We start from the raw sequence: 20,556 nt of genomic DNA, 5'->3' as shown, positions 1-20,556 counted from the left end.
GGGGGTGTTCCGACACCCCCTCCGAAAAAAAGAAGCCCCGAGGGCGTCTGCGGCCCACCTCACCGAAGAGGCGCGAGCCGCCCCACAGGTGAATGTGCAGGACCCTCGGGGCCGGTGGTGCCTGGGGTCCCCCCAGGCGGGCCACCCTCGGATCGAACCGGGTGCGCGCGACCTAGGAGGTCACCACCTCACAGATCACCGGGGTTGTACTCACGGCTGGACCACCTCCTTTCTCGGCGCACGCACCACGCGGGCCCATGATCCCGCCACCCAGAACCGGCCGCCGACTGCCGGCCCGGGGCTCGGCCCGCTCCGCCCGGCCCCACCGCCGGGATCGGAACGTCGCGGGGCTGTGTCACCCCGGCCGATTTGTCCCACATCCTACGATCGGCCCGGCTCCCTTGTCCAATGTTTTTCGGGCGGCGAGGCCGCGGGCTCATCCGAGCCCTCCGCCAGGCGGGCGAGGTACTCCTCCCACTCCATCGGGAGCAGGTACTTCTTGGCCGTGTTGCACGCCTTGCAGGCCGCCACCACGTTCCCCTTCGTCGAGCGCCCGCCCCGCACGAGCGGGACCCGATGGTCCATGGTCAGCTCTCCGGCCCGGGCCGCCTCCCGGCAGTACTCGCAGCGCCCCCGCGCGAGACGCCGCTTCCACCAGGGGCTGGCCCGGAGGCGGCGGGCCTTCTCCTTCTCGCGGGCGATCTCGGCCGCCGTGACCGGGCTCACGAATCCCATGATCGCTCAGTCTGCCACGAGAATCCGCGCGAGCAAGTCCGAGGGATGATAGTTCGCCGCCGGGTTCCACTCCTGGGGACACGCCGAGATCACGACCAGACAGTCGTGGAACGCCCTGAGAAGCACGTAGTCGCCCGGGTTCGTCTGAGGCGGACCGAACTCGCAGCGACCGTCGGGGCGCACCGCCACGTTCATGAAGAAGTTGACCGGCTGGGGGACGTGGCAGGCCTCCACGCCGAGCCGACGGAGCGCCGCGCGCAGGTTGTCGGCGCAGGAGGCATGGTCCGTCACCCCGTACTGCGCGTAGCGGGCCGGGTCGCAGGCGGCGAAGAGCATGTCGTGGATGCCCGGCGAGCGGTCCTCCTCGAACTGCAGCATCGGGCGCCGCAGATTCGACAGGAACGACTGGCCGATCCGCGGAAACAGCCCGTCGATGGCCACCCGGGTGTGTTCGGCCGACAGGTACTCGCGTGGCTCGGCGGCGGTGTACGCGAAGAAATCGGCGCACTGCCGCCCGGCGATGTCGAGCACCTGGACGAACTGGCCGGCGCCCACCCGAAACCCGACGCCGGAGCGGGCGGGAATCGGAATCTCCTGCTTCACGCCGAGGTCAGCAGCGCGCGGCGAACGCCCCATGGGATCTCCGGAGCGCGGGACCCGTCACGACGGCGAGCCGGGTACCCGGTTCTCTTGGAGTGCGAGGTCCTGGGCCCGGCCCGCCGGCACCAGTAACGCGGAGATGAGGGCCAGGCACGCGATGCCAAAGCCGACCAGAAAAACCGCGTGCAGGGCGTTGGCCAGGGCCTGACTGAACGCCTGGAGCACGGCCGGCGGCAGGGTCAGACGCAATGTGGGATCCACGACTGCGTCGGGATGCGCGATGAGACTCTCGAGTTGCTCCCGCGGGAGGCCGCCAGGGGCGGTCCCCATGCGCACGAGCTGCGTCGCCATCTGGTGCGAAAGCACGGCGCCCATGAGGGCGACCCCGACCGCCCCCCCGATCGAGCGGAAGAAGGTCGTCGCCGACGTGGCGGCGCCGAGGTCACGCTTGGGCACCGCGTTCTGCACGGCGATGAGCAGCGGCACCATGATCAGCCCCATGCCCATCCCGGCCAGCAGCATGTTGCGTCCGGTGACCGAGCGGGACGTTCCCAGCCCCATGTGGCTCATGAGCAGGAACGCGAGCGCGAGGCAGATCATCCCGGCGATCACGGGACGCCGGTACCCCACCCGGAGGAGGAGCCGGGCCGAGAGAACGGAGAAGGTGACCCAGCCCAGCACGAAGGGGGTCAGCGCCGTGCCGGCCTCGGTGGCCGTGCCCCCCAGCACGCCCTGGACGAAGAGCGGGATGAAGGAGATCGTCCCGAACATCGCCATGCCGGCCAGGAAGCCGGAGATGGCCGCCGCCCGGAACATGCGGTTCGCGAAGAGGCGGAGTGGCAAGAGCGGCTCGGGGGCCCGCCGCTCCCAGTGGACGAAGCCCACCAGCAGTCCCGCGCCCAGCACGAGCAGCCCGACGTACTCGAGGCCCACCGCGCTTCGCCCCCCCTCCACGAGGACCACCAGCAGCGCCCCCATGCCGCCGGTCAGGAGGGCCGCGCCGCGCAGATCGACGGCGGCGCGGCCCGGCGGCCGGTCGAGCCCGCGGAGCGCCCACCCGAGGATCAGCGCCGTGAGCACCCCGAACGGCAGGTTCACGAAGAAGACCCAGCGCCACGAGAGGTGATCGGTCAAGAACCCGCCGATGAGCGGCCCCACCACCGAGGCCACAGCCCAGGTGGACGAGAAGTACCCCTGCATCTTGGCCCGCCGCTCGAGCCCGTAGAGATCGGCGATGATCGTGTAGCCGAGCGGCAGCAGGGCGCCGCCGCCGAGCCCCTGGACCGTCCGGAAGGCGATGAGCGCGGTCATGGAGGTCGCCAGGCCGGAGAGGACAGAGCCGCCGAGAAAGATGCCGAGCCCCGTGAGGTAGGTCGCCCGGCGGCCGTAGAGGTCGGCGGCCTTGCCCCACAGCGGCATGGAAATGGTGGCGGCCAGGATGTAGCCGGAAAAGACCCACGAATAGATGTTGAGGCCACCGAGGCTCGCGATCACGGTCGGCATCGCCGTGGCGACTGCGGTCGACTCCATCGCCCCCAGGAACAGCCCCAGCATGACGCCGAAGAGCACGGCGCCGTGAGGCCGCGGGGACAGCCCCGCCACCTCCCGCGCTCGGCTCGAGGAGGGTGCCTGACCCCGGGCCATCAGGCGGGCCTCGTGGTACACGTGGCGCAGCGACAGAGATCGCGCAGCTCGTGGCCGCCGAAGACCGTCTCGTGGCCGTCCTGCCAGCGGATCCGGAGTCCCGTCCCCTCCTTGCGGACCTCGACGGGCCAGCTCTGTGGCTCTTCTGGAGAGGGCGACGGGCCGGCCGCCCGTGCCTCCTCACACCCGGGACACGGGCAGGCGGCGCGCAGAAAGTCGAAGGGATAGATGCTCGAGTGGTTGTTCTGCCAGTCGACCCCGAGCGCGTAGCGACCGACGAGGTGCACGTCCCGAGGGGCATACGGATCCGGTCCCACCATCGGCAAGAGCGGCTTTCGCCGAGGCTCCATTAATTCAGCCTGGTGGGGAGCGGCGGCGCTCCGCCCCCAGACCCGCCCACCACATTCGTCACGCACTGGTGCGCGAGGGCCATGGGTTCCCCTCCGGTCAGGCGGGGACGGCGCCGACGCGGGCGAGCCGCGCCCCGGCCAGGAGGTAGTGAACCGCCAGGCTCCGGTACGGGCGCCAGGTGAGCGCGTGCCGGCGCGCCCGCGCGGCGTCACAGGGCCGGCCGCGAAAGCACAGCGCCTCGAAGGCCCGCCGGACGCCCAGATCGTCGGCGGGACAGACGTCGGGACGCCCGAGCCCGCGGGCCAGGAACCACTCGGCGGTCCAGCGCCCGAGTCCGCGGACCGCGGTGAGCCGGGCAATGACCTCGTCGTCAGGCGCCCCGGCCACGCCGGCGAGGTCGAGCGCCCCCTCCGCCACCGCCCGCGCGAGGCCGATGATGTACTCCGCCTTCCGCGTCGAGAACTGCATGGCCCGAAGCGTCTCCACCTCGGCCCCGGCCAGGGTCGCGGCCGGCGGAAAGGCGTAGACGGTGACCCCGTCCATCACGACGGGCTCTCCGAACCGCTGCACGAGCCGCGCCCGGGTCGCGAAGGCGAAGGGCAGGTTCACCTGCTGCGCCGCAATGGCCCCCACGAGCATCTCGAAGGGGTCGGGGGCGAGCGTCGGCCGGAGCCCGTAGAAAGACCGGACCAGGGGCGCCAGCACCGGGTCCCGACCGGCGTGCCGGTAGAAGCCGCGCAAGTCCGCCGTCGAGCCGAGGAGGCGGCTGGCCTCGGCCCGCAGGGCGGCGCGGGTCTCACGCGTGTCGGGACCGTCGAAGGTCACGGTCACGCGCGGGCAGTCCGCCGAGCCGCCCGCCGCGAGGCGGAACGGAACGCGCCGCCCGCCGGTCCGCGCGACGCGGTACAAGACGCCCTCCTGGTAGACGTTGGCCGGGTCCACGCCCCACAGCGCGTAGCGCTGGAGCGTGAGCGCGAAATCGAGGGGCGGGCCCGGCCGGAGCGTGAACATACCCGGGCCGTTCCTTGATTTGAGCCGCGTTTTCTGTAATATCAAAGCGCCGGTCGCGCGATTCTCCGCAGGTGTCGGCCGGTTTCAAAGTCTAGCACAGAGAGCGCCCTGTGACACGGTCGCCGGTGGCGAGCTTCCGGGATCTCTTGGCCGAGCCCGGGTGTCTCGTGATGCCCGCGGTCTATGACGCGCTCTCCGCGCGCATCGCCGAGCGCATCGGCTTCCGGACCATCGGCCTCGGCGGTTTCCTGGTGGCCGCCAGCCGCCTGGGTGGGCCCGACGTGGGCCAGCTGACCATGACCGAGATGGTGGACCACCTGCGCAGCATCACCGGCGCGGTGTCGATCCCGGTGATGGCGGATGCCGACACCGGCTACGGAAACGCACTCAACGTCCGGCGCACGGTCGAGGCCTACGAGGCGGCCGGTGCCCAGGCCATCGTCCTGGAGGACCAGGTCTGGCCGAAGAAGTGTGGCCACATCCCGGGGCCGCGGCCGGTGGTTCCGGTGGCCGAGCACCAGAAGAAGCTCGAGGCCGCCCTCGAGGCGCGTCGGGACCCGCGCACGGTGATCGTCGCGCGGACCGACGCGCGGGGGTCTCTCGGCTTCGACGAGGCGATCCGCCGGGCCCAGGCCTACGTGAAGGCCGGCGCCGACGGCATTTTTCTCGAGGCGCTCGAGACCCCGGAGGAGTTCCGGGCGGCGCCCCGGGCGCTTCCGGGTGTGCCCCTCGTCGCCAACATGTTCACGACGGGGAAGTCGCCGCTCTTCACGTGCCGGGAGCTCGAGGCCATGGGGTACAAGGTGGGGCTGTGGGTCGTGGACGCCTTGTGGGCGGCCGCCCAGGCGGTGGCGGACGTCCTCCGGGTGCTTCACCGGGACGGCAGCACCGCGGCCATCCACGATCGGCTCATGCCGTTCGACGACTACTTTCGCCTCGTCGGCCTCGACGACTACCAGCGACTCGAGCGCCGCTACGCCGAATGACGCCGCGCTCGGCCAGGGGGCTAGGCATGGTCTTCCATCTGGGGCTCCTGCTCCTTTCACTCCTCGCCGCGCCGCGGCCGATCGCCGCCCAGGGGACGGTGACGCTCTATACCTCGGAGTCGCAGGACAAGGTCAACGAGATGAAGGCCGACTTCGAGAAGCGCCACCCCGGCACCGTCCTGAACATCTACCGGTCGGGCACGCAGGTGGTGATCGGGAAGCTCCAGGCCGAGCTGCAGGGCGGCGCCATCCAGGCGGACCTCGTCTGGATGGCCGACATCGACTTCTTCGCCCAGCTCGCCCGGAAGAGCTTGCTCCAGTCCTACACGCCCCCGGAGGCGGAGCGGGTGCCGGCCAAGTTCCGCTACGACGGCGGGCGCTACCACGAGGTTCGGCTCATCTTCAACACGGTCGGCTACAATACCCTTCGCGTGAAGGAGCGGCCGATCTCCTGGAAGGACCTCGCCGAGCCACGCGTCAAGGGCAAGGTCGGGATGGCGAGCCCCTTCTACTCCGGCGCGGCCTTCTCGACGCTGGGGACCCTGGTGCCCCATCCGGCCTTCGGCTGGGAGTTCTTTCGCCGCCTGCGGGAAAACGGAATCGTCGTCGAGCAATCGAACGGGACCGTCGCCCAGAAGCTGGCGACCGGGGAATTCCACCTGGCTTCGGTGGTCGACTTCTTCCTGCGCGACATGAAGGCCAAGGGCTCGCCGGTGGACCACATCTGGCCGCGCGAGGGCGCCATCCTGATCCCGACGCCGATCGGCATCCTGCAGGGGGCCAAGAATGTCCAGGGCGCTCAGGCCTTCGTCCGCTACCTCTTCACGCCCGACGGCCAGCGGCTGTTCGTCCAGCAAGGCTACGTCCCGGTGCGGCCCGGCATCGAGGGACCCCAGGGGATGCCGCCCGAGAAACTGGAGATCCTCCCGACCGACGAAGCCTACATCGCGGCCCACCGGGAGGAGCTGAAGGGGAAGTATCGGGAGATCTTCGAGAGCAAGTGAGTCCCGGGGCCATGCCCGGCTCCCCGCGGCCCGCACCATGAGGGGCACGCCCGCCAGCACGCTCCTCCCGCTGGCGCCGCTGGCCGCCGTCCTGGCGGGCGCGGTATGCTACCCCGCGCTCGTCCTCACCTGGTACGGGCTCTCCCGGGACGGCCTCCCGAGCGCCGCCAACCTGTGGCTGGTGCTGGCCGACCCGGACACCTGGCGGGTTCTCCGGAACACGCTCTACGTAGCCACGTGGACCACGGCGCTCGCCGGGGCCTTGGGCACCGTGCTGGCCTTCCTGGTGGCCCGGACGAACCTGCCCGGGCGATCGGTCTTCCAGGGCGTCCTCATCCTGCCGTATCTGGTGCCGCCCTTCATCGGGGCCATGGCCTGGCTCTACGTGCTGGGCCCCACCGGACTCGTGAATCAGGCGTGGATGGCGCTGTCCGGCAGCTCCGACCCGGTGGTCTGGATCTACGGCAGCGGCGGTATCGTGTTCGCCATGACTCTCTACAAGTACCCGATCGCCTACCTGACCGTGCTGGCCGGGCTCGAGCGAGTCGACCCGGCGCTCGAAGAGGCGGCGCGCAGCGCCGGCGCGAGCCCGTGGCGAACCGCGCGCGACGTCACGGTCCCCCTGGTCGCCCCCGGTATCGCCGCCGGCATGACGCTCGTGTTCCTCTCGGCCATGGCCGAGTTCGGCACCCCGGCCATCCTGGGCTTCCCGGCCAGGTACTTCGTGCTGGCCACCAAGATCTACGCGACGGTCCTCGACTTCGACCGGCCCTACAACCTCCACCTCGCGGCCGCGCTCTCGCTGCTCCTCGTCCTGGTCGCCGGCGGCGTGCTCGCCCTGCAGCGGTGGTGGTTCCGCGGGCGGGGGTTCGCGCTCATCACCGGGCCGGGCCGGGCCCCCGTCATCCCTCTCGGCGCCGCCCGAGGCTGGCTCGGCGCCGCCATGGCGGTGTTCGTCCTGCTGACCTCGGCCCTCCCCCTGGGAGCGGTCGTGCTGACCGCGCTCACGCGCGCCTACGGGCGCCCGCTGACGGTCGACAACCTCGGGCTCGAGAACTTCCGCCTGATCCTGTTCCAGATCCCGGCGGTGTGGCGGGCGGTCCGGAACAGTCTGGTCCTGGCCGCGGCCGCGGCCACGATCTGCGTCGCCCTCGCGCTCGCCGTCGCCTATCTCCAGCAGCGGGTCCGCCTCCGCGGTGGCACGATCCTGGAGACTCTCGTCACGCTTCCCTTCGCGGTCCCGGGCACGGTCCTGGCCCTCGCCATCGTGCTGGCCTTCCTCCGGCCCGTGTTCGGGCTCCAGCTCTACAACACGCTCTGGATCATCCTGATCGCCTATGTCGCGCGGTTCCTCGCCCTGGCCCTCCGGCCGGTGGCGGCCGCGCTCCTGCAGCTCCATCCGGCTCTCGAGGAAGCGGCCCGGGCCTCGGGGGCTTCGCTGTGGCGGAGTCTCGCCGACGTGACCGTCCCGCTCCTCCGCTCGGGCCTCCTGGCCGCCTGGGTCCTGGCCGCCGTGCCCGCTCTCACCGAGCTCACGCTCTCCGTCATCCTCTGGTCGGCCGGCAACGAGACGATCGGCGTCATGGCGTTCAACCTCCACGAGGAGGGGAAAGTGCTCCTCTCCGCCGCCCTGGCGACCGTGATCGTGGCGGTCTCGCTGGGGGCCCACGTCCTCGGCCGGTATCTGGCCGGCGTGCCCGCGCCGCGTGACGCCTGAGGGGCCGGCCGTCGAGCTCGACGCCGTCGAGAAGCGCTTCGATGGGCGCGGCGGCGCCCATGCCGTGCGCGGCGTCACGCTCACCGTCCCGCCGGGCGCCTTCGTCGCCGTCCTCGGTCCCTCGGGCTGCGGCAAGACGACGACGCTCCGGATGGTGGCCGGCTTCGAGCAGCCCTCGGCCGGCGAGATCCGCATCGGCGGCACCACCGTCGCCGCGCCCGCCCGCGCGGTCTTCGTCCCGCCGGAAGCGCGGCGGATCGGGATGGTCTTCCAGTCCTTCGCCGTCTGGCCCCACATGACCGTCGCCGAGAACGTCGGCTACCCGCTGCGGCTCCGGCGCATCCCGGCCGAGAGCCGGCAGGCGCGGGTCCACGCGCTCCTCGAGCTGACCCGGCTCGAGGGGCTCGACGACCGCTATCCGCACCAGCTCTCGGGGGGCCAGCAGCAGCGAGTCGCCCTGGCGCGGGCCCTCGCCGGCGAGCCGGCGGTGCTGCTCCTCGACGAGCCGCTGTCGAACCTGGACGCCCGCCTCCGGCAAGACATGCGCGTGGAGCTGAAGGCGATCCAGCGGCGGGTCGGCGCCGCGATCCTCTACGTCACCCACGATCAGGACGAGGCGCTGGCCCTGGCCGATCGGGTGGCGGTGATGGGGGCCGGCCTCCTCCACCAGGTGGACCGGCCGGAGGTCGTCTACGGCGCCCCGGCCACCCGATTCGTCGCCGAGTTCATGGGCTACGTCGGCTTCCTCCCGGCGGAGGTCGCGGGCTCGGGCGCCGTGCGCCTGACGGGAGTCCCCGAGGCGTCACCGCTGGCCTGCCGGGTGCCGCCCGGCGCCGCCGGGCGCGGGATGCTCGCCTTTCGCCCGGCCCAGGTCGAACTGACGGCGGCGGGGGCCGGAGTGCCCGGTCGCATCGTCGCGCGGGTGTACCGGGGCGAATTCCTCGAATACCGGATCCGCGTGGGCGCTCACGAGTTCGCGGCGACCACCGCGCGCATGGTGGCCGAGGGCGACCCGGTCGGCGTCATCCCTCGCGATCCGCTCTTCTTCCCCGACGCGTGACGGGGGTAGCCGACTCTGCCGGGAGGTGCCTGGTGTCCAACCGGACGATGACCTACCGCCTTCTGGTTCTCGCGCCACTCGCCTCCGCGCTCGCGGCCCTCGTGTTCACCAGCGAGGCCCGGGCGCTCACCTGCCCGGACCCGCTGCCAGCCGGCTTCGTGCTCGATGTCGTCGACACCACGACGCTCTCCCTGGCCTTCCAGTGTCTCAAGGAGAGAAACCAGACGGGCCTGCCCGGCGGGACCGTGCAGCTTCATCCCGGCGTCTATGCGATGGTGAGCCGGGGCCGGGGTGTGATCCCGATCCTCGAGAACGTCAAGGCGAAGCCGGATGCGCCCATCACGATCCGCGGGTCCGGAGGGACGCTCGTGCAGGGTGACGGCCAACCCAAGGTCGGCACCCACTTCGAGAAGACGCCCAACATCTCTCCGACCCTTCGCCGCGGCAGCCGGCTCCCGTCGCGCCGCATCGGGACCTTCGTGATCCCGGGCTTCCACGACACGAACTGCATCCAGATGAAGAACGTGTCGGGGATCGTCGTGGAGGACCTCACGGTGCAGGGGTGTTGGCCGGCATTCCTGGTCGTGGAGGGCGCCGAGTACGTCACGGTGCGCCGACTGCAGGTCACCGGCTCGACGTACGTCGTGGTGGCTCGCGACACGCTGACGGACCAGGACACCACACCCCGGTCCCACCACTTCCTCATCGAGCACAACCGCTGGATCCAGGACTGCACGGGCTACGCGACGGACGGCTTCGGCCCCCGCGGGTACCTCGTCGACGACGCGGAGTGCCTCCGCGACGGGGGAAAACAGAAAGGGCTGATGTGGACGAGCATCGACTGGCGATGCAGCCACCACAACACCAACGACCCCGACCTCTGCAAGTGCCCCTGCGGCGCCGACTGGGAGTGCGAGTGCAACGAGGCCTTCTGCAGCGGCCGGCAGTTCGAGTTCTTCAACGGCGCGTTGTTCGGAGGGCGGAACATCGCGGGCGGCGTCGTCTTCCGGCACAATGACATCTGGAACGCATTCAACGGAATCCGGGTGAAGGCCGAGTACACCAGGCATACGGAACCCCCGGAGCGGGTCGACCTGGACGGCAAGGGCAACCTGAACTTCGAGGTCTACGCCAACCGGTTCTCCTTCGTCCGGGACAACCCCGTGGAGCCCGAGAGCACGGCCTTCAACTGGCGGGTCTTCCACAACCGCATCTGGAACGCCCACGCCTGGTTCGCCTTCGACGACGTCCGGGGCGGAGAGTTCTACATCTTCGGCAATCTCGGGCGGTTCGACGACCTGCCCGGGCGCCCGGGCCAGGGTCACCGGAACGGCACCGTGCTCAAGTTCGCGGAGTCCCGCGGCCTGCCGGAACGCCCGATCTACGTCTTCAACAACAGCTGGTACCTCAGGAGCCCGGTAGCCGGCCGAGGCCGCACCAGCGACCTCCGCCACTGGAACAACGCCATCCGGTTCTGTCGCCCCGAACCGGGCGTGCCCGGATGCTTCTGGCTCGTCGAGGGGGGCGAGGCCCAGCCGGTCCCCCTCGTCGACCCACGGTTCACCTTCACCGGCACCTGGCTCGACCACGACCGGATCAGCCACCCGCAGTTCCCGGAGCTCATCCAGAATCAGAACCCTGGGGCGCCCCCGAAGGAGGGCCAGGAGCGCGAGGGTCGGCGGGTCGATCCACCGTTTCGGAACGTCGACGGCTGGGACTTCACGATCGGGGACGCCGAGTGGGCCGAAGGTGGCCGGATCCCGGCCTGGCAGGACTGGCCGAGCCGCTATACGGGTGCCGCGCCGCCCGTCGGCGCCTTTGACGGCTCCGCATTGATCGAGGGACCGCCCTACTTCCACTGCGGCTGGCTGACCGGGCACCCCTACCGCGCCCGGTGTCTGCAAGCCTATCCGGAACGACCGCGCGTCATGGGCGTCGCCTGGCGCGGCTCGACGCTGGAGATCGCCTTCTCCGTCCCTGTCCGGCTGCCCGGACCCGTCCGCGTCGAGGTGCGCGGGGGTGGTGGCTCCGCCCTCTCCGAGCCCTGCACGGTGACCGCCGCCGTCCTGGCCTGTCCCTTTCCGCAAGCGCCTGCCCCGATGGTGGTGGAAGCGATCGTCCTGGCGAGGGACATTCGCAGCGCGGAAGGGAACCTGCCGATGACCCTGTGGGCGCGGCCCAGTCAGGGGCCGAGAATCGAGATCCGCTAGGTCATTTCGGGGGGGTCTCGGAAGACCCCCCCGATGCCCCGTCGTGGCGGCGGCGAAGCCGCCGCTCGGAGCACTCCTCGACGCACCATACGCTCGGTGGCCGGCCCCGGGTTACTCCGACAGGCTCCTCGCCGGGATTATTCGCGAGGCATGGCTTTCGAGGAGGCGCGGGTGGCGCCGAGGCCCGTTCCCAGCGCGGAGCATCCGGTGTCTAGGGCCACGCCGGTTGGTTTCGCGCGCGCCGGGCGCCCGCCCGCCCGCCCACCGCCCGCCCGCCCGCCTTGACACTACCGGGCCACGATCATAGACTGCGGCCCGACGCGCTCTCGGGGGGACAGCCGTCCATCGCTGTGAGCGGCCACGCCTGCCCGCCGACGAGCCAGGCTCGACCGGCCCTCCCGGTCGCTGAGCGCCCCAACCATTCGCGAGGAGGTGGAACATGTCAGAATCGGGGATGCCCGAGTTTCTCGTGCAGGTCCGGTACACGGCGGCCGCGTGGAAGCAGCTCATCGATTCCCCGGAGGACCGTCTGGAAGCCGTCAAGCCGGCGGTCGCGGGGTGCGGCGGCGTCGTCATCCGCAAGGACTTCGTCCTGGCGGGGGACTTCGATCTCGTCGCCATCATCCAGTTCCCGGACGTCCCGTGTGCCGCCGCATTCTACATGGCGGTGATGGCCGGCGGAGCCGTCGCCGACATGAAGATCACGCCGCTGTTCAACATCAAGCGCGGCATGGCGGCCATGACCATGTCCAAGAACCTGAAGTACCAGTTCCCGGGAAAGCCCGGGAGCGCGCCGGCCACGGGGAACGCCGGACGCCGCGCTCGAAAGGCATGAGCCTCTGGTGGCCGGTCCTCCGGAGACTGCGGATCGCATCGCCGGCCCGGCCGCCAAGACACGGAGCGCCGCATGAGGTGCCCGAGGTGCCGAGCCCCTAACCGGGTCGGCGCGTACTTCTGCCGCGAGTGCGGCGACGCCCTCGGTGACGTCTGCCCCGCCTGCGGGGCGCGGCTCGAGGCCGAGGGCCGGTTCTGTGACCAGTGCGGGGCGCCGGCGTCGCGGAGCGTCGTCTCCTCGGCGCTCCCGGCCCGGTTCGCGTCGCCGGTCGCCTATACCCCCGCCCATCTCGCCGAGCGGATCCTCATCTCCCGAAGCGCCCTGGAAGGCGAGCGCAAGCAGGTCACGGTCCTGTTCGCCGACATCAAGGGCTCGATGGAGCTGCTGGCCGGGCGTGACCCCGAGGAGGCGCGGCGCCTGCTCGACCCCGTGCTCGAGCTGATGATGGAGGCGGTGCACTTCTACGAGGGCACCGTGAATCAGGTGCTCGGCGACGGGATCATGGCGCTCTTCGGGGCGCCGCTGGCCCTCGAAGATCACGCGTTGCGCGCCTGCTATGCGGCGCTCCGCATGCAGGAGAAGCTCCTGCGGTCGGGCCCGGCCGTCGGGCCCGAGGCGCCGGCCCCGGTCGAGATCCACGTCGGCATCAACTCCGGCGAGGTCTTGGTGCGGACGATCGCGTCCGACCTGAACATGGACTACACCGCGGTCGGCGAGACGACGCATCTGGCTGCCCGGCTCGAGCAGATGGCCGAGGCCGGGGCGGTGCTGTGCGCGGGGGCGACCGTCCGCCTCGGGCAAGGCTATCTGCGCGTCCGATCCCTGGGGCCCGTCGCCATCAAGGGCCTGGCCGACCCGGTGGAAGTCTTCGAGCTGGTCGGCGCCGAGCCCGCCCGGTTACGGTTCCAGGTCGCCGCCGCCCGTGGGCTCAGCCGCTTCGTCGGCCGACTCGCCGAGTACGACGCGATCCGCCAGGCGCGGGACCGCGCGGTCGCCGGGCACGGACAGGTCATCGCCCTCGTCGGCGAGCCCGGGGTCGGCAAGTCTCGCCTGTTCTGGGAGTTCACCCGCTCCCCCAGCGCGAGCGGCTGGCTTCTCCTCGAGACGGCCGCCACGTCGTACGGCCGGGCCACGCCGTACCTGCCGGTCATCACCCTGCTCAAGAGCTACTTCCGCGTGGAGGAGAGCGACGATCCGGCCACGGTTCGCGAGAAGGTGACCGGCCGGCTCCGCGCTCTCGACGCTGCCCTGGTCCCGACCTTGCCGGCCTTCCTGGCGCTGCTGGGGTCGCCGGCCGGCGACCCGCGCAGGCAGGCCATGGAGCCGCCCGAGCGCCGGCGCTACACGAACGACGCCATCACGCGGCTGCTCCTCCGGGAGAGCCAGAACCAGCCGCTCATGCTGGTCGTCGAGGACGCGCACTGGATCGACCACGAGACGCAGGCGCTCCTGGACGCGCTGATCGACGAACTACAGACGGTGCGCCTGCTGCTCCTCGTCAACCACCGTCCCGAGCTTTCTCACCGGTGGGGGAGCCGGGCCTCGTTCGTCCCGCTGCGCGTCGGTCCCTTGCCGGCCGAGAGCGCCGCCGAGCTGGTGCGCGCGCTCCTCGGCGATCATCCGTCGCTGCGGACGCTGCCGGCGACGCTCCTCGAGCGGTCGGCCGGGAACCCGTTCTTCCTCGAAGAGAGCGTGCGGACGCTCGTAGAGACCGGGGTGCTGACCGGTGATCTGGGGGCGTACCGCCTGGTCCGGGACGTCGAGCGGATCCAGGTCCCGGTCTCCGTCCAGGCCATGCTGGCCGCGCGCATCGATCGCCTGCCACCGGAGGACAAGCGGCTGCTCCAGGTCACCTCGGCGATCGGCAGCGAGGCGCCGCTCGGCCTCATCCGAACGGTCGTCGACGAGGACGAGAGCGTCCTACGTGGCGGGCTGGCCCGGCTACGGGACGCCGAGTTCCTCTACGAGAGAACCCTCTACCCCGAGCCCGAGTACGCGTTCAGGCACGCCTTGACCTACGAGGTCGCCTACGGCGGTCTCCTGCACGAGCGCCGCAAGGCCATCCATGCCCGCATCGTGGCGGCCATCGAGCGGCTCTACGCCGACCGGCTGACCGAACAGGTCGATCGTCTTGCCCACCACGCGCAGCGCGGCGAGGTCTGGGAGAAGGCGGCGCTGTACGGTCGTCAGGCGGGGTCCCGGGCGGCGGCGCGATCGGCCTACCGCGAGGCGGTCGCCCACTTCGAGCAATCGCGGGCCGCCCTCGATCGCTTGCCCGAAACCCGCGAGCGGCTCGTGCAGCGTGTCGAGCTGAGCTTCGCAATGCGGAATGCCTTGCTGCCGCTGGGCGAGATCTCCCGCGACCTGGAGCAGCTGCGTGTCACCGAGGCCGTCGCCCGCACCCTGGGTGACCACCGTCGGCTCGCCTGGATCAGCGCGTATGTCGCGCGGGATCTGTCCCTGCTGGGCCATCCCGACCAGGCGATCGAGTGCGGCCGTCGCGCCCTGGCGCTGGCCATCGAGGTCGAGGATCCGGAGCTGCAGGTGCTGACGAACGCGTACCTGGGCTCGGCCTACTACGCGTCGGGCGACTTCCGGCGGGCTGCCGACGTCCTCCGCCGGACGGTGACCTCCCTCCGAGGCGATCTCGTGCAGCATCGGTTCGGGCTCCCCGGGCCCGGCGCCATGTTCTTCCGGGCCTGGCTCACGTGGTCGCTGGCCCGGCTCGGCGAGTTCGAGGAGGGGAGCATCCGGGCTCGGGAAGCGATCGAGGTCGCGGTCGCCACCGACCAGCCCCTGTCGCTCACCGTCGCTCACTATACGCTCGGCTTCCTCTATCAGCACCGTGCCGACCTGGAGCGCGCGGTCGCGACGCTCGAGCACAGTCTCGCGATGTGCCGCCGCTGGACCCTGCCGGCCTGGTTCCCGAACGTCGCCTCCAGCCTCGGCTACGTCTATGCCCTCTCCGGCCGCCTCGCCGAGGGGGTGGAGCTCCTCCAGGAGGCCGTGGACCGCACGGCGGCGACCGGCAACATGGTGCGGCACTCCAGCGAAGTCGCGATGCTCGGCGAGGCGCAGCTCCTGAGCGGCCATCTGGACGCGGCCGACACGCTGGCCCGCCGGGCTCTCGAGCTGGCGCGGGCCCACTCGGAGCGCGGGAACGAGGCTGGGGCGCTCCGACTCCTCGGCGAGGTGGAACGCTGTCGGGTCCGCCCGGACGTCCAGGTGGCGGAGACCCGGTACGGCGAGGCCCTGAGGCTGGCCGGCGAGTGCGGGATGCGCCCGCTGGCCGCCTGCTGCCATCTCGGCCTCGGGCGGCTCTACCTGCGTGTCGGACACGCCCCCGGCGCGAAGGAGCATCTGGGCCGCGCCGTCGAGCTCCTCGGGGCTGTCGGCATGCCCTTCTGGCTGGGCCAGGCCGAAGCCGCCTGGCGGGAAGTCCGCTGACCGGACGCCGCGCCCCCGCCGGGGCTTCCGAGACCCCCCCGAAATGACCTAGCGCTTGATCACGCTGCTGACCTGTTTCTGGACCGTCTCCAGGGCGTCCTTGGGGCTCACCCGGCCGTCCACCGCGTCGTCGAGCTGCTTCTTGAGGATCTCCCGGATCTTCTGGTAATTCGGCGCCATCATCTTGGCCGACGCGTACTTGAGCTGGTCGCGGGCCACCAGGTACTCGGGGTTCTTCTCGACGTGGGCCCTCAGCTCCGGTCGGTCGTAGGCGGAGACCCGGGTGGCGACGTACCCGGAGGCGATGCTCCATTTCGCCGCATTCTCGGCGGAGGTCAGCCACTCGATGAACTTCCAGGCGGCCTCCTGCCGCTCCCTGGGAATCTTCCGGGCGATGGCCAGGTTGCCGCCGCCGACCTCGGCCCCGTATGACTTCCTGGCCGGCATGAAGCCGACGCCGAAATCGAACTTGGTCGAGTTCTTGAGGAACGTGAGGATGCCCGTCGAGTGGTAGAGCAGGGCGGTGCGCCCGGCGACGAAGTCGGGCGGCGTCGAGGCCCAGGTGGAGTGCGGCGGCCCGACCTTCTCCTGGTGCAAGAGCTCGACCCAGAACTCGAGGGCCTCGCCGGCCTCCTTCGAGTTGAAGTTGGCTCGGGTCCCCTCCGGGTTGATCAGCCACCCGCCGTTCTGGCGGACGAAGGCCTCGAACAGCCAGTCGTGCCAGCCGCCCGAGATCGTGACCCCCCACTGCTTGACCTCGGTGCCGTCCCGGACGGTGAGCTTCTTGGCGTACTCCCGGAGCTCATCCCACGTCTTGGGCGGCTTGTCGGGGTCGAGCCCGGCCCTCCGAAAGGCCTCCTTGTTCCAATAGAGGACGGGCGTCGAGCGCTGGAAGGGGATCCACCAGATCTTCCCACCCACCACGCTGTTCTCGCGGAAGGCCGGGAAGAAGTCCTCCCAGTACTTGCCCCCTTCCGCGCGCCGCACGTACTCGTCCAGCGGAATGATGGCGTTCATGGCCAGGAGCGTGTGGAGCTCGGAGATCTCCACGATGAAGACGTCCGGGGGGTTGCCCGCCATCACCGCCGTCTGCACCTTCTGGAGGGTCGGGTCGTAGTCGCCGGAGTACACCGGCACGACCTCGAGGCCGGGATGGGCCTTGTTGAACTGGTCGGTCAGGTCACCGATGACCTTGGCGAGCGGACCGGCCACGCCCACGGGATAGTAGAAGGTGAGGCGGACCAGCTTAGCCTGGGCGAGCGCGACACCGCCCCCGCCACCGGCGGCGGCCAGGAGGAGCGCGGCGAGAACCCATCGGAGAGTGTGCATGGCCTTCTCCTTTCGCGAGGCACTGAGCTCTAGCCCTTCAGACCCGACGTCATGAAGCTCTCCACGAAGCGCCGCTGGAATATCAGGAAGATCACCATGAGCGGCGCGGTGACGAACGCCGTCGCGGCCATCAGCAGGGTCCAGTCGGCGCCCGATTCCTGCTGCACGAACATGCCGAGGCCGATGGTGAGCGTCCGGATCTCAGGGGTATCGGTCACGATGAGCGGCCACAGGTAATCGTTCCAGTGGCTCACCAGGCTGATGAGCCCGAACGCGACCAGGGTCGGCCGGGCCAGCGGCAGCAGAACGTGCCAGAGGAAGCGCAGCCCGCCGCAGCCGTCCAGCACCGCCGCCTCCTCCAGATCGCGGGGGATCGCGCGAAACGTCTGCCGGAGGAGGAAGGTCCCATAGCCCGAGGCGAAGAAGGGCAGCATCATGGCGACCCGGGTGTTGAGCAGGTCGAGCGCCCGCAGCGTCAGGAAATTCGGCACGAACGTCGCGTGGATGGGGATCATCATCTGGAGGAGGAAGGCGCCGAACAGGAGCTCGCGCCCCGGGAAGCGTCGGCGCGCGAACGCGTAGGCAGCCAACGTGATGGTCACCAGCTGGACGGCGAGGATTCCGCTCACCACGACCAGGGTGTTCACGAGGTACAGCCCGAAGGGCGCCCGCTGGAAGACTTCCACGTAGTTGCCGAGGTTCACGGGCCATGGCAGCCACTGGGGAACGGGAGTGAACACCGCGGTCCGCTCTTTGAGCGACGTCGAGAGCAGCCACAGGTACGGCGTCACCGTGACCCCGGTCAGGCTCAGCAGCGTGAGGTGGGTCACCAGGGGTCCACGGCGCCGCCGGCTCCGCCACCGGGTCCCCATCTACTCGACCTCGTAGTGGACGCGGCGGCCGAGCCCGCGGAAGACCAGGCCGACCGTCAGCAGGAGCCCGAGGACGAAGAGCGTCGTCAGGGTGGCCGCCATCCCCTGGTCCCAGAACCGGAAGGCGTGCTGCCAGATGTAGAAGATGAGGACGTTGGTCTGGTCGGCGGGTCCCCCCTGGGTCATGACGTAGACCTGGTCGAAGACCTGGAAGGACGAGATGATCGCCACCACGAAGACGAACAGCGTGGCCGGCCCCAGCAGCGGCAGCGTCACGTGGACGAGCCGCCGCCAGGGCGAGGCGCCCTCGATCGCCGCCGCCTCGTAGAGCTCACCGGGAATCGTCTGGAGGCCGGCCAGGAAGATGAGCATGAAGTATCCAAAGTGCTTCCAGATGGACATGATGATGATGGCCGGCAGCGCCCAGTACCGGTCGTAGAGCCACTCGACCCGCGGGACTCCGAGATGGCCGAGGTAGTGGTTCACCAGGCCGATGCCCGGATTGAAGAGCCACACCCACAGCATGGCCGCCGCCACCATCGGGATCATCGTCGGATAGAAGAGGCCGACCCGGTACAGGGCGCGGGCACGCCCGAGCGGCTGATTCACCAGGAGGGCCGTCCCCAGCGCGAGGATCATCGTCGTCGGGATCGTCCCCGCCGCGTACAGGACGTTGTTCCGGAGCACCAGCCAGAAGAGGGGATCGGCGACCAGGGTGCGGTAGTTGTCGAGGCCCACGAACGTCGGCTCGGGCGTCAGCACGTTCCAGCGCACCGACGAGAGCGCGGCGGCCAGGCCCAGCGGAAGGTAGGTGAAGGCGGCCAGCAAGGCGAGCGACGGGAGCAGATAGAGGTAGGGCCCGAAGACGCCGCGGCGACGGCGCCGCGCGTGGGAGAGGACCAGCACTCGAGCGCTGGGGATGGCCACCGGAGCTATCGTTCCAGATGATAGGGCACGTTGGTCACCACGATCCCCTTCCGGAAGAGGAGTGCCCCCTTGATGAGCAGGGCCGTCTGGTTGTGCAGCAGATGCTGCCACCAGCGGGCCGGCACGAACTCGGGGAGGATGATCGTGATGAGGTGATCCGGTACCTGCTGCTGGAGATGGTCGAGGTACTCGAGGAACGCGCCGACCACCGACCGATAGGGGGAGCGGAGCACGACCAGCGGGATCCCGGTTCCCCACTTGCCCCACCGGTCCTCCAGCCGCCGCGTGGAGTCCGGATCGATCTCCACGTAGACCGCGCGGGCGTTCGGGGAGAGGGCCTGGGCGTATTCCAGCGCGGGCAGCGTCCCCCGGTGCACGTCACCGATCAGCACCAGGACGGTGTGGGCCCCGGGCGGCCGCCGGGGCTCAGCGCCCTCGATCGAGAGCTGCCGGGCCACTTCCTCGTAGTGCCGGTGGATCGCCAGAAAGATGGCGACCATGCACGGGATCAGCAGGATGACGATCCAGGCGCCATGGGTGAACTTGGTGGTGCCGATGACGAGCATGACCAGGCCGGTCGCCACCGCGCCGGCGCCGTTGAGGGCGATCCGGAGGACCCACCGGCGGCCGCGCTCGCGGAGCCAGTAGCGCACCATGCTCGACTGGGACAGGGTGAAGGAGATGAAGACGCCCACGGCGTAGAGCGGGATCAGGGCGTGGGTGCTTCCCTTGAACACGACGAGCAGCATCGCGCTGAAGAACGTCAGGATGAGGATCCCGTTCGAGTACGCCAGCCGGTCCCCGCGGTTCGCGAACTGCCGCGGGATGAAGCGGTCGCGGGCCAGGAAGTACGCCAGCCGCGGGAAATCGGCGAAGCTCGTGTTGGCGGCCAGCACGAGGATCAGCGTGGTCACGGTCTGGACGAGATAGTAGAGGAGCGATTCCCCGAACACCCGGCGGGCGATCTGAGAGTTGATCGTCTCGCCCTCGACCGGGACCAGCTGCGTGACGTTGGCCAGGAAGGTGATCCCCAGGAACAGCGTCACCAGGATCACGCCGAGCGCGGCCAGCACCGCCCGCGCGTTCCGGGCTTCCGGCGGCTGGAACGCCGGGACGCCGTCGGAGACGGCCTCGATGCCGGTCAACGCCGTGCAGCCGGAGGCGAAGGCGCGGAGCGCGAGGAAGACCGTCAGGTCCTGAGCCCCCGGCAGCTCCGGGCCGGCGGCCGCCGGATCCGGTCCGAGCCCGCCGGCGAGCCACCGGACGCCGCCCCAGGCGATCATCATGGCGTAGGTCGCCACGAACAGGTAGGTCGGGGCCGCGAACAGCCGGCCGGACTCCCGGACGCCGCGGAGGTTGGCGACGGCGATCCCGACGACGCCCACCACGCACAGCGCGACCCGGAAGGGATAGAGGGCGGGGACTGCCGAGGTGATGGCCGCGATGCCGGCGGCCACGCTCACCGCGACCGTGAGGACGTAGTCGATCAGCAAGGCGGCGCCCGCCACCAGGCTCGGGTAGCGCCCGAGGTTGGCCTTGGTGACGATGTAGGCGCCGCCGCCCTGGGGGTAGGCGAGGATCGTCTGGCGGTAGGAGCTGACCACGATGGCGATCAGCGCGGCGATCCCGATCCCGATCGGGACCGAATAATGGAGGGCGGCGGCCCCGGCCAGCACGAGGATGAGAAGGATTTCCTCGGTCGCGTACGCGACCGAGGAGAGCGCGTCGGAGGCGAAGATCGCCAGGCCGGTGACGCGGCTGAGCCGCTCGTGCTTGGCGAGCGTCGTCGGGATGGGGGTCCCGACCAGGACCCGCTTGAGGGCCTGGA

General features: G+C 70.5%; 16 protein-coding genes. 7 read left to right on the top strand and 9 right to left on the bottom strand.

The genetic code is table 11. The features are described from left to right. Positions 1-381: 381 nt before the first annotated feature. The 5 genes from VGW35_17070 to VGW35_17050 all read right to left on the bottom strand — a co-directional run bounded on the left by VGW35_17070 (position 382) and on the right by VGW35_17050 (position 4,341). Complete coding sequence (locus tag VGW35_17070) at positions 382-735, bottom strand: HNH endonuclease signature motif containing protein (protein ID HEV8309373.1); 354 nt, start codon at positions 733-735, stop codon at positions 382-384. Positions 736-741: 6 nt separating this feature from the next. Next, entirely contained in the window at positions 742-1,371 is a 630-nt protein-coding gene (locus VGW35_17065; protein HEV8309372.1) for an urea carboxylase-associated family protein, read from the bottom strand. A gap of 24 nt (positions 1,372-1,395) precedes the next feature. Then, complete coding sequence (locus tag VGW35_17060; GenBank protein ID HEV8309371.1) at positions 1,396-2,979, bottom strand: MDR family MFS transporter; 1,584 nt, start codon at positions 2,977-2,979, stop codon at positions 1,396-1,398. After that, positions 2,979-3,329 (bottom strand): gamma-butyrobetaine hydroxylase-like domain-containing protein, encoded by a 351-nt coding sequence (locus VGW35_17055; protein ID HEV8309370.1) that lies wholly within the window; start codon positions 3,327-3,329, stop codon positions 2,979-2,981. The genes VGW35_17060 and VGW35_17055 overlap by 1 nt, the downstream gene beginning before the upstream one ends. 97 nt (positions 3,330-3,426) lie before the next feature. Beyond that, a complete protein-coding gene (locus VGW35_17050; GenBank protein HEV8309369.1) occupies positions 3,427-4,341 on the bottom strand; it encodes a DNA-3-methyladenine glycosylase in 915 nt (304 codons plus the stop codon). Positions 4,342-4,451: 110 nt separating this feature from the next. On the opposite strand from VGW35_17050, the gene VGW35_17045 reads away from it, so the two are divergent. The 7 genes from VGW35_17045 (at position 4,452) to VGW35_17015 (ending at position 15,600) form a co-directional block, all read left to right on the top strand. Beyond that, a complete protein-coding gene (locus VGW35_17045) occupies positions 4,452-5,327 on the top strand; it encodes an oxaloacetate decarboxylase (protein HEV8309368.1) in 876 nt (291 codons plus the stop codon). Between the two features lie 26 nt (positions 5,328-5,353). After that, positions 5,354-6,331, top strand: coding sequence for an ABC transporter substrate-binding protein (locus VGW35_17040; protein ID HEV8309367.1), 978 nt, complete (start codon positions 5,354-5,356; stop codon positions 6,329-6,331). Positions 6,332-6,368: 37 nt separating this feature from the next. Next, complete coding sequence (locus tag VGW35_17035) at positions 6,369-8,048, top strand: iron ABC transporter permease (GenBank protein ID HEV8309366.1); 1,680 nt, start codon at positions 6,369-6,371, stop codon at positions 8,046-8,048. Continuing rightward, the gene (locus VGW35_17030) at positions 8,038-9,108 is read left to right on the top strand and encodes an ABC transporter ATP-binding protein (GenBank protein ID HEV8309365.1); all 1,071 of its coding nucleotides are present in this window, start codon (positions 8,038-8,040) and stop codon (positions 9,106-9,108) included. The genes VGW35_17035 and VGW35_17030 overlap by 11 nt, the downstream gene beginning before the upstream one ends. A gap of 32 nt (positions 9,109-9,140) precedes the next feature. After that, the gene (locus VGW35_17025; protein HEV8309364.1) at positions 9,141-11,318 is read left to right on the top strand and encodes a hypothetical protein; all 2,178 of its coding nucleotides are present in this window, start codon (positions 9,141-9,143) and stop codon (positions 11,316-11,318) included. Positions 11,319-11,757: 439 nt separating this feature from the next. Further along, on the top strand, positions 11,758-12,153 hold the full coding sequence (locus VGW35_17020; protein HEV8309363.1) for a GYD domain-containing protein: 396 nt from the start codon (positions 11,758-11,760) through the stop codon (positions 12,151-12,153). Between the two features lie 72 nt (positions 12,154-12,225). Continuing rightward, the gene (locus VGW35_17015; GenBank protein ID HEV8309362.1) at positions 12,226-15,600 is read left to right on the top strand and encodes an AAA family ATPase; all 3,375 of its coding nucleotides are present in this window, start codon (positions 12,226-12,228) and stop codon (positions 15,598-15,600) included. 48 nt (positions 15,601-15,648) lie between these two features. On the opposite strand, the gene VGW35_17010 is transcribed toward VGW35_17015, so the two are convergent. The 4 genes from VGW35_17010 to VGW35_16995 form a co-directional block, all read right to left on the bottom strand. Continuing rightward, entirely contained in the window at positions 15,649-16,929 is a 1,281-nt protein-coding gene (locus VGW35_17010) for an ABC transporter substrate-binding protein (GenBank protein HEV8309361.1), read from the bottom strand. Between the two features lie 29 nt (positions 16,930-16,958). After that, the gene (locus VGW35_17005) at positions 16,959-17,801 is read right to left on the bottom strand and encodes a carbohydrate ABC transporter permease (GenBank protein ID HEV8309360.1); all 843 of its coding nucleotides are present in this window, start codon (positions 17,799-17,801) and stop codon (positions 16,959-16,961) included. Continuing rightward, on the bottom strand, positions 17,802-18,728 hold the full coding sequence (locus tag VGW35_17000; protein ID HEV8309359.1) for a sugar ABC transporter permease: 927 nt from the start codon (positions 18,726-18,728) through the stop codon (positions 17,802-17,804). Positions 18,729-18,733: 5 nt separating this feature from the next. Next, positions 18,734-20,556: APC family permease (locus tag VGW35_16995; protein ID HEV8309358.1), on the bottom strand; the 1,823-nt coding region annotated here is incomplete at its 5' end.

The organism is Candidatus Methylomirabilota bacterium (assembly GCA_036005065.1).
Classification (GTDB): Bacteria; Methylomirabilota; Methylomirabilia; order Rokubacteriales; family DASRDR01; genus DASYQW01.
This window is presented reverse-complemented; position numbering and strand designations above follow the sequence as displayed.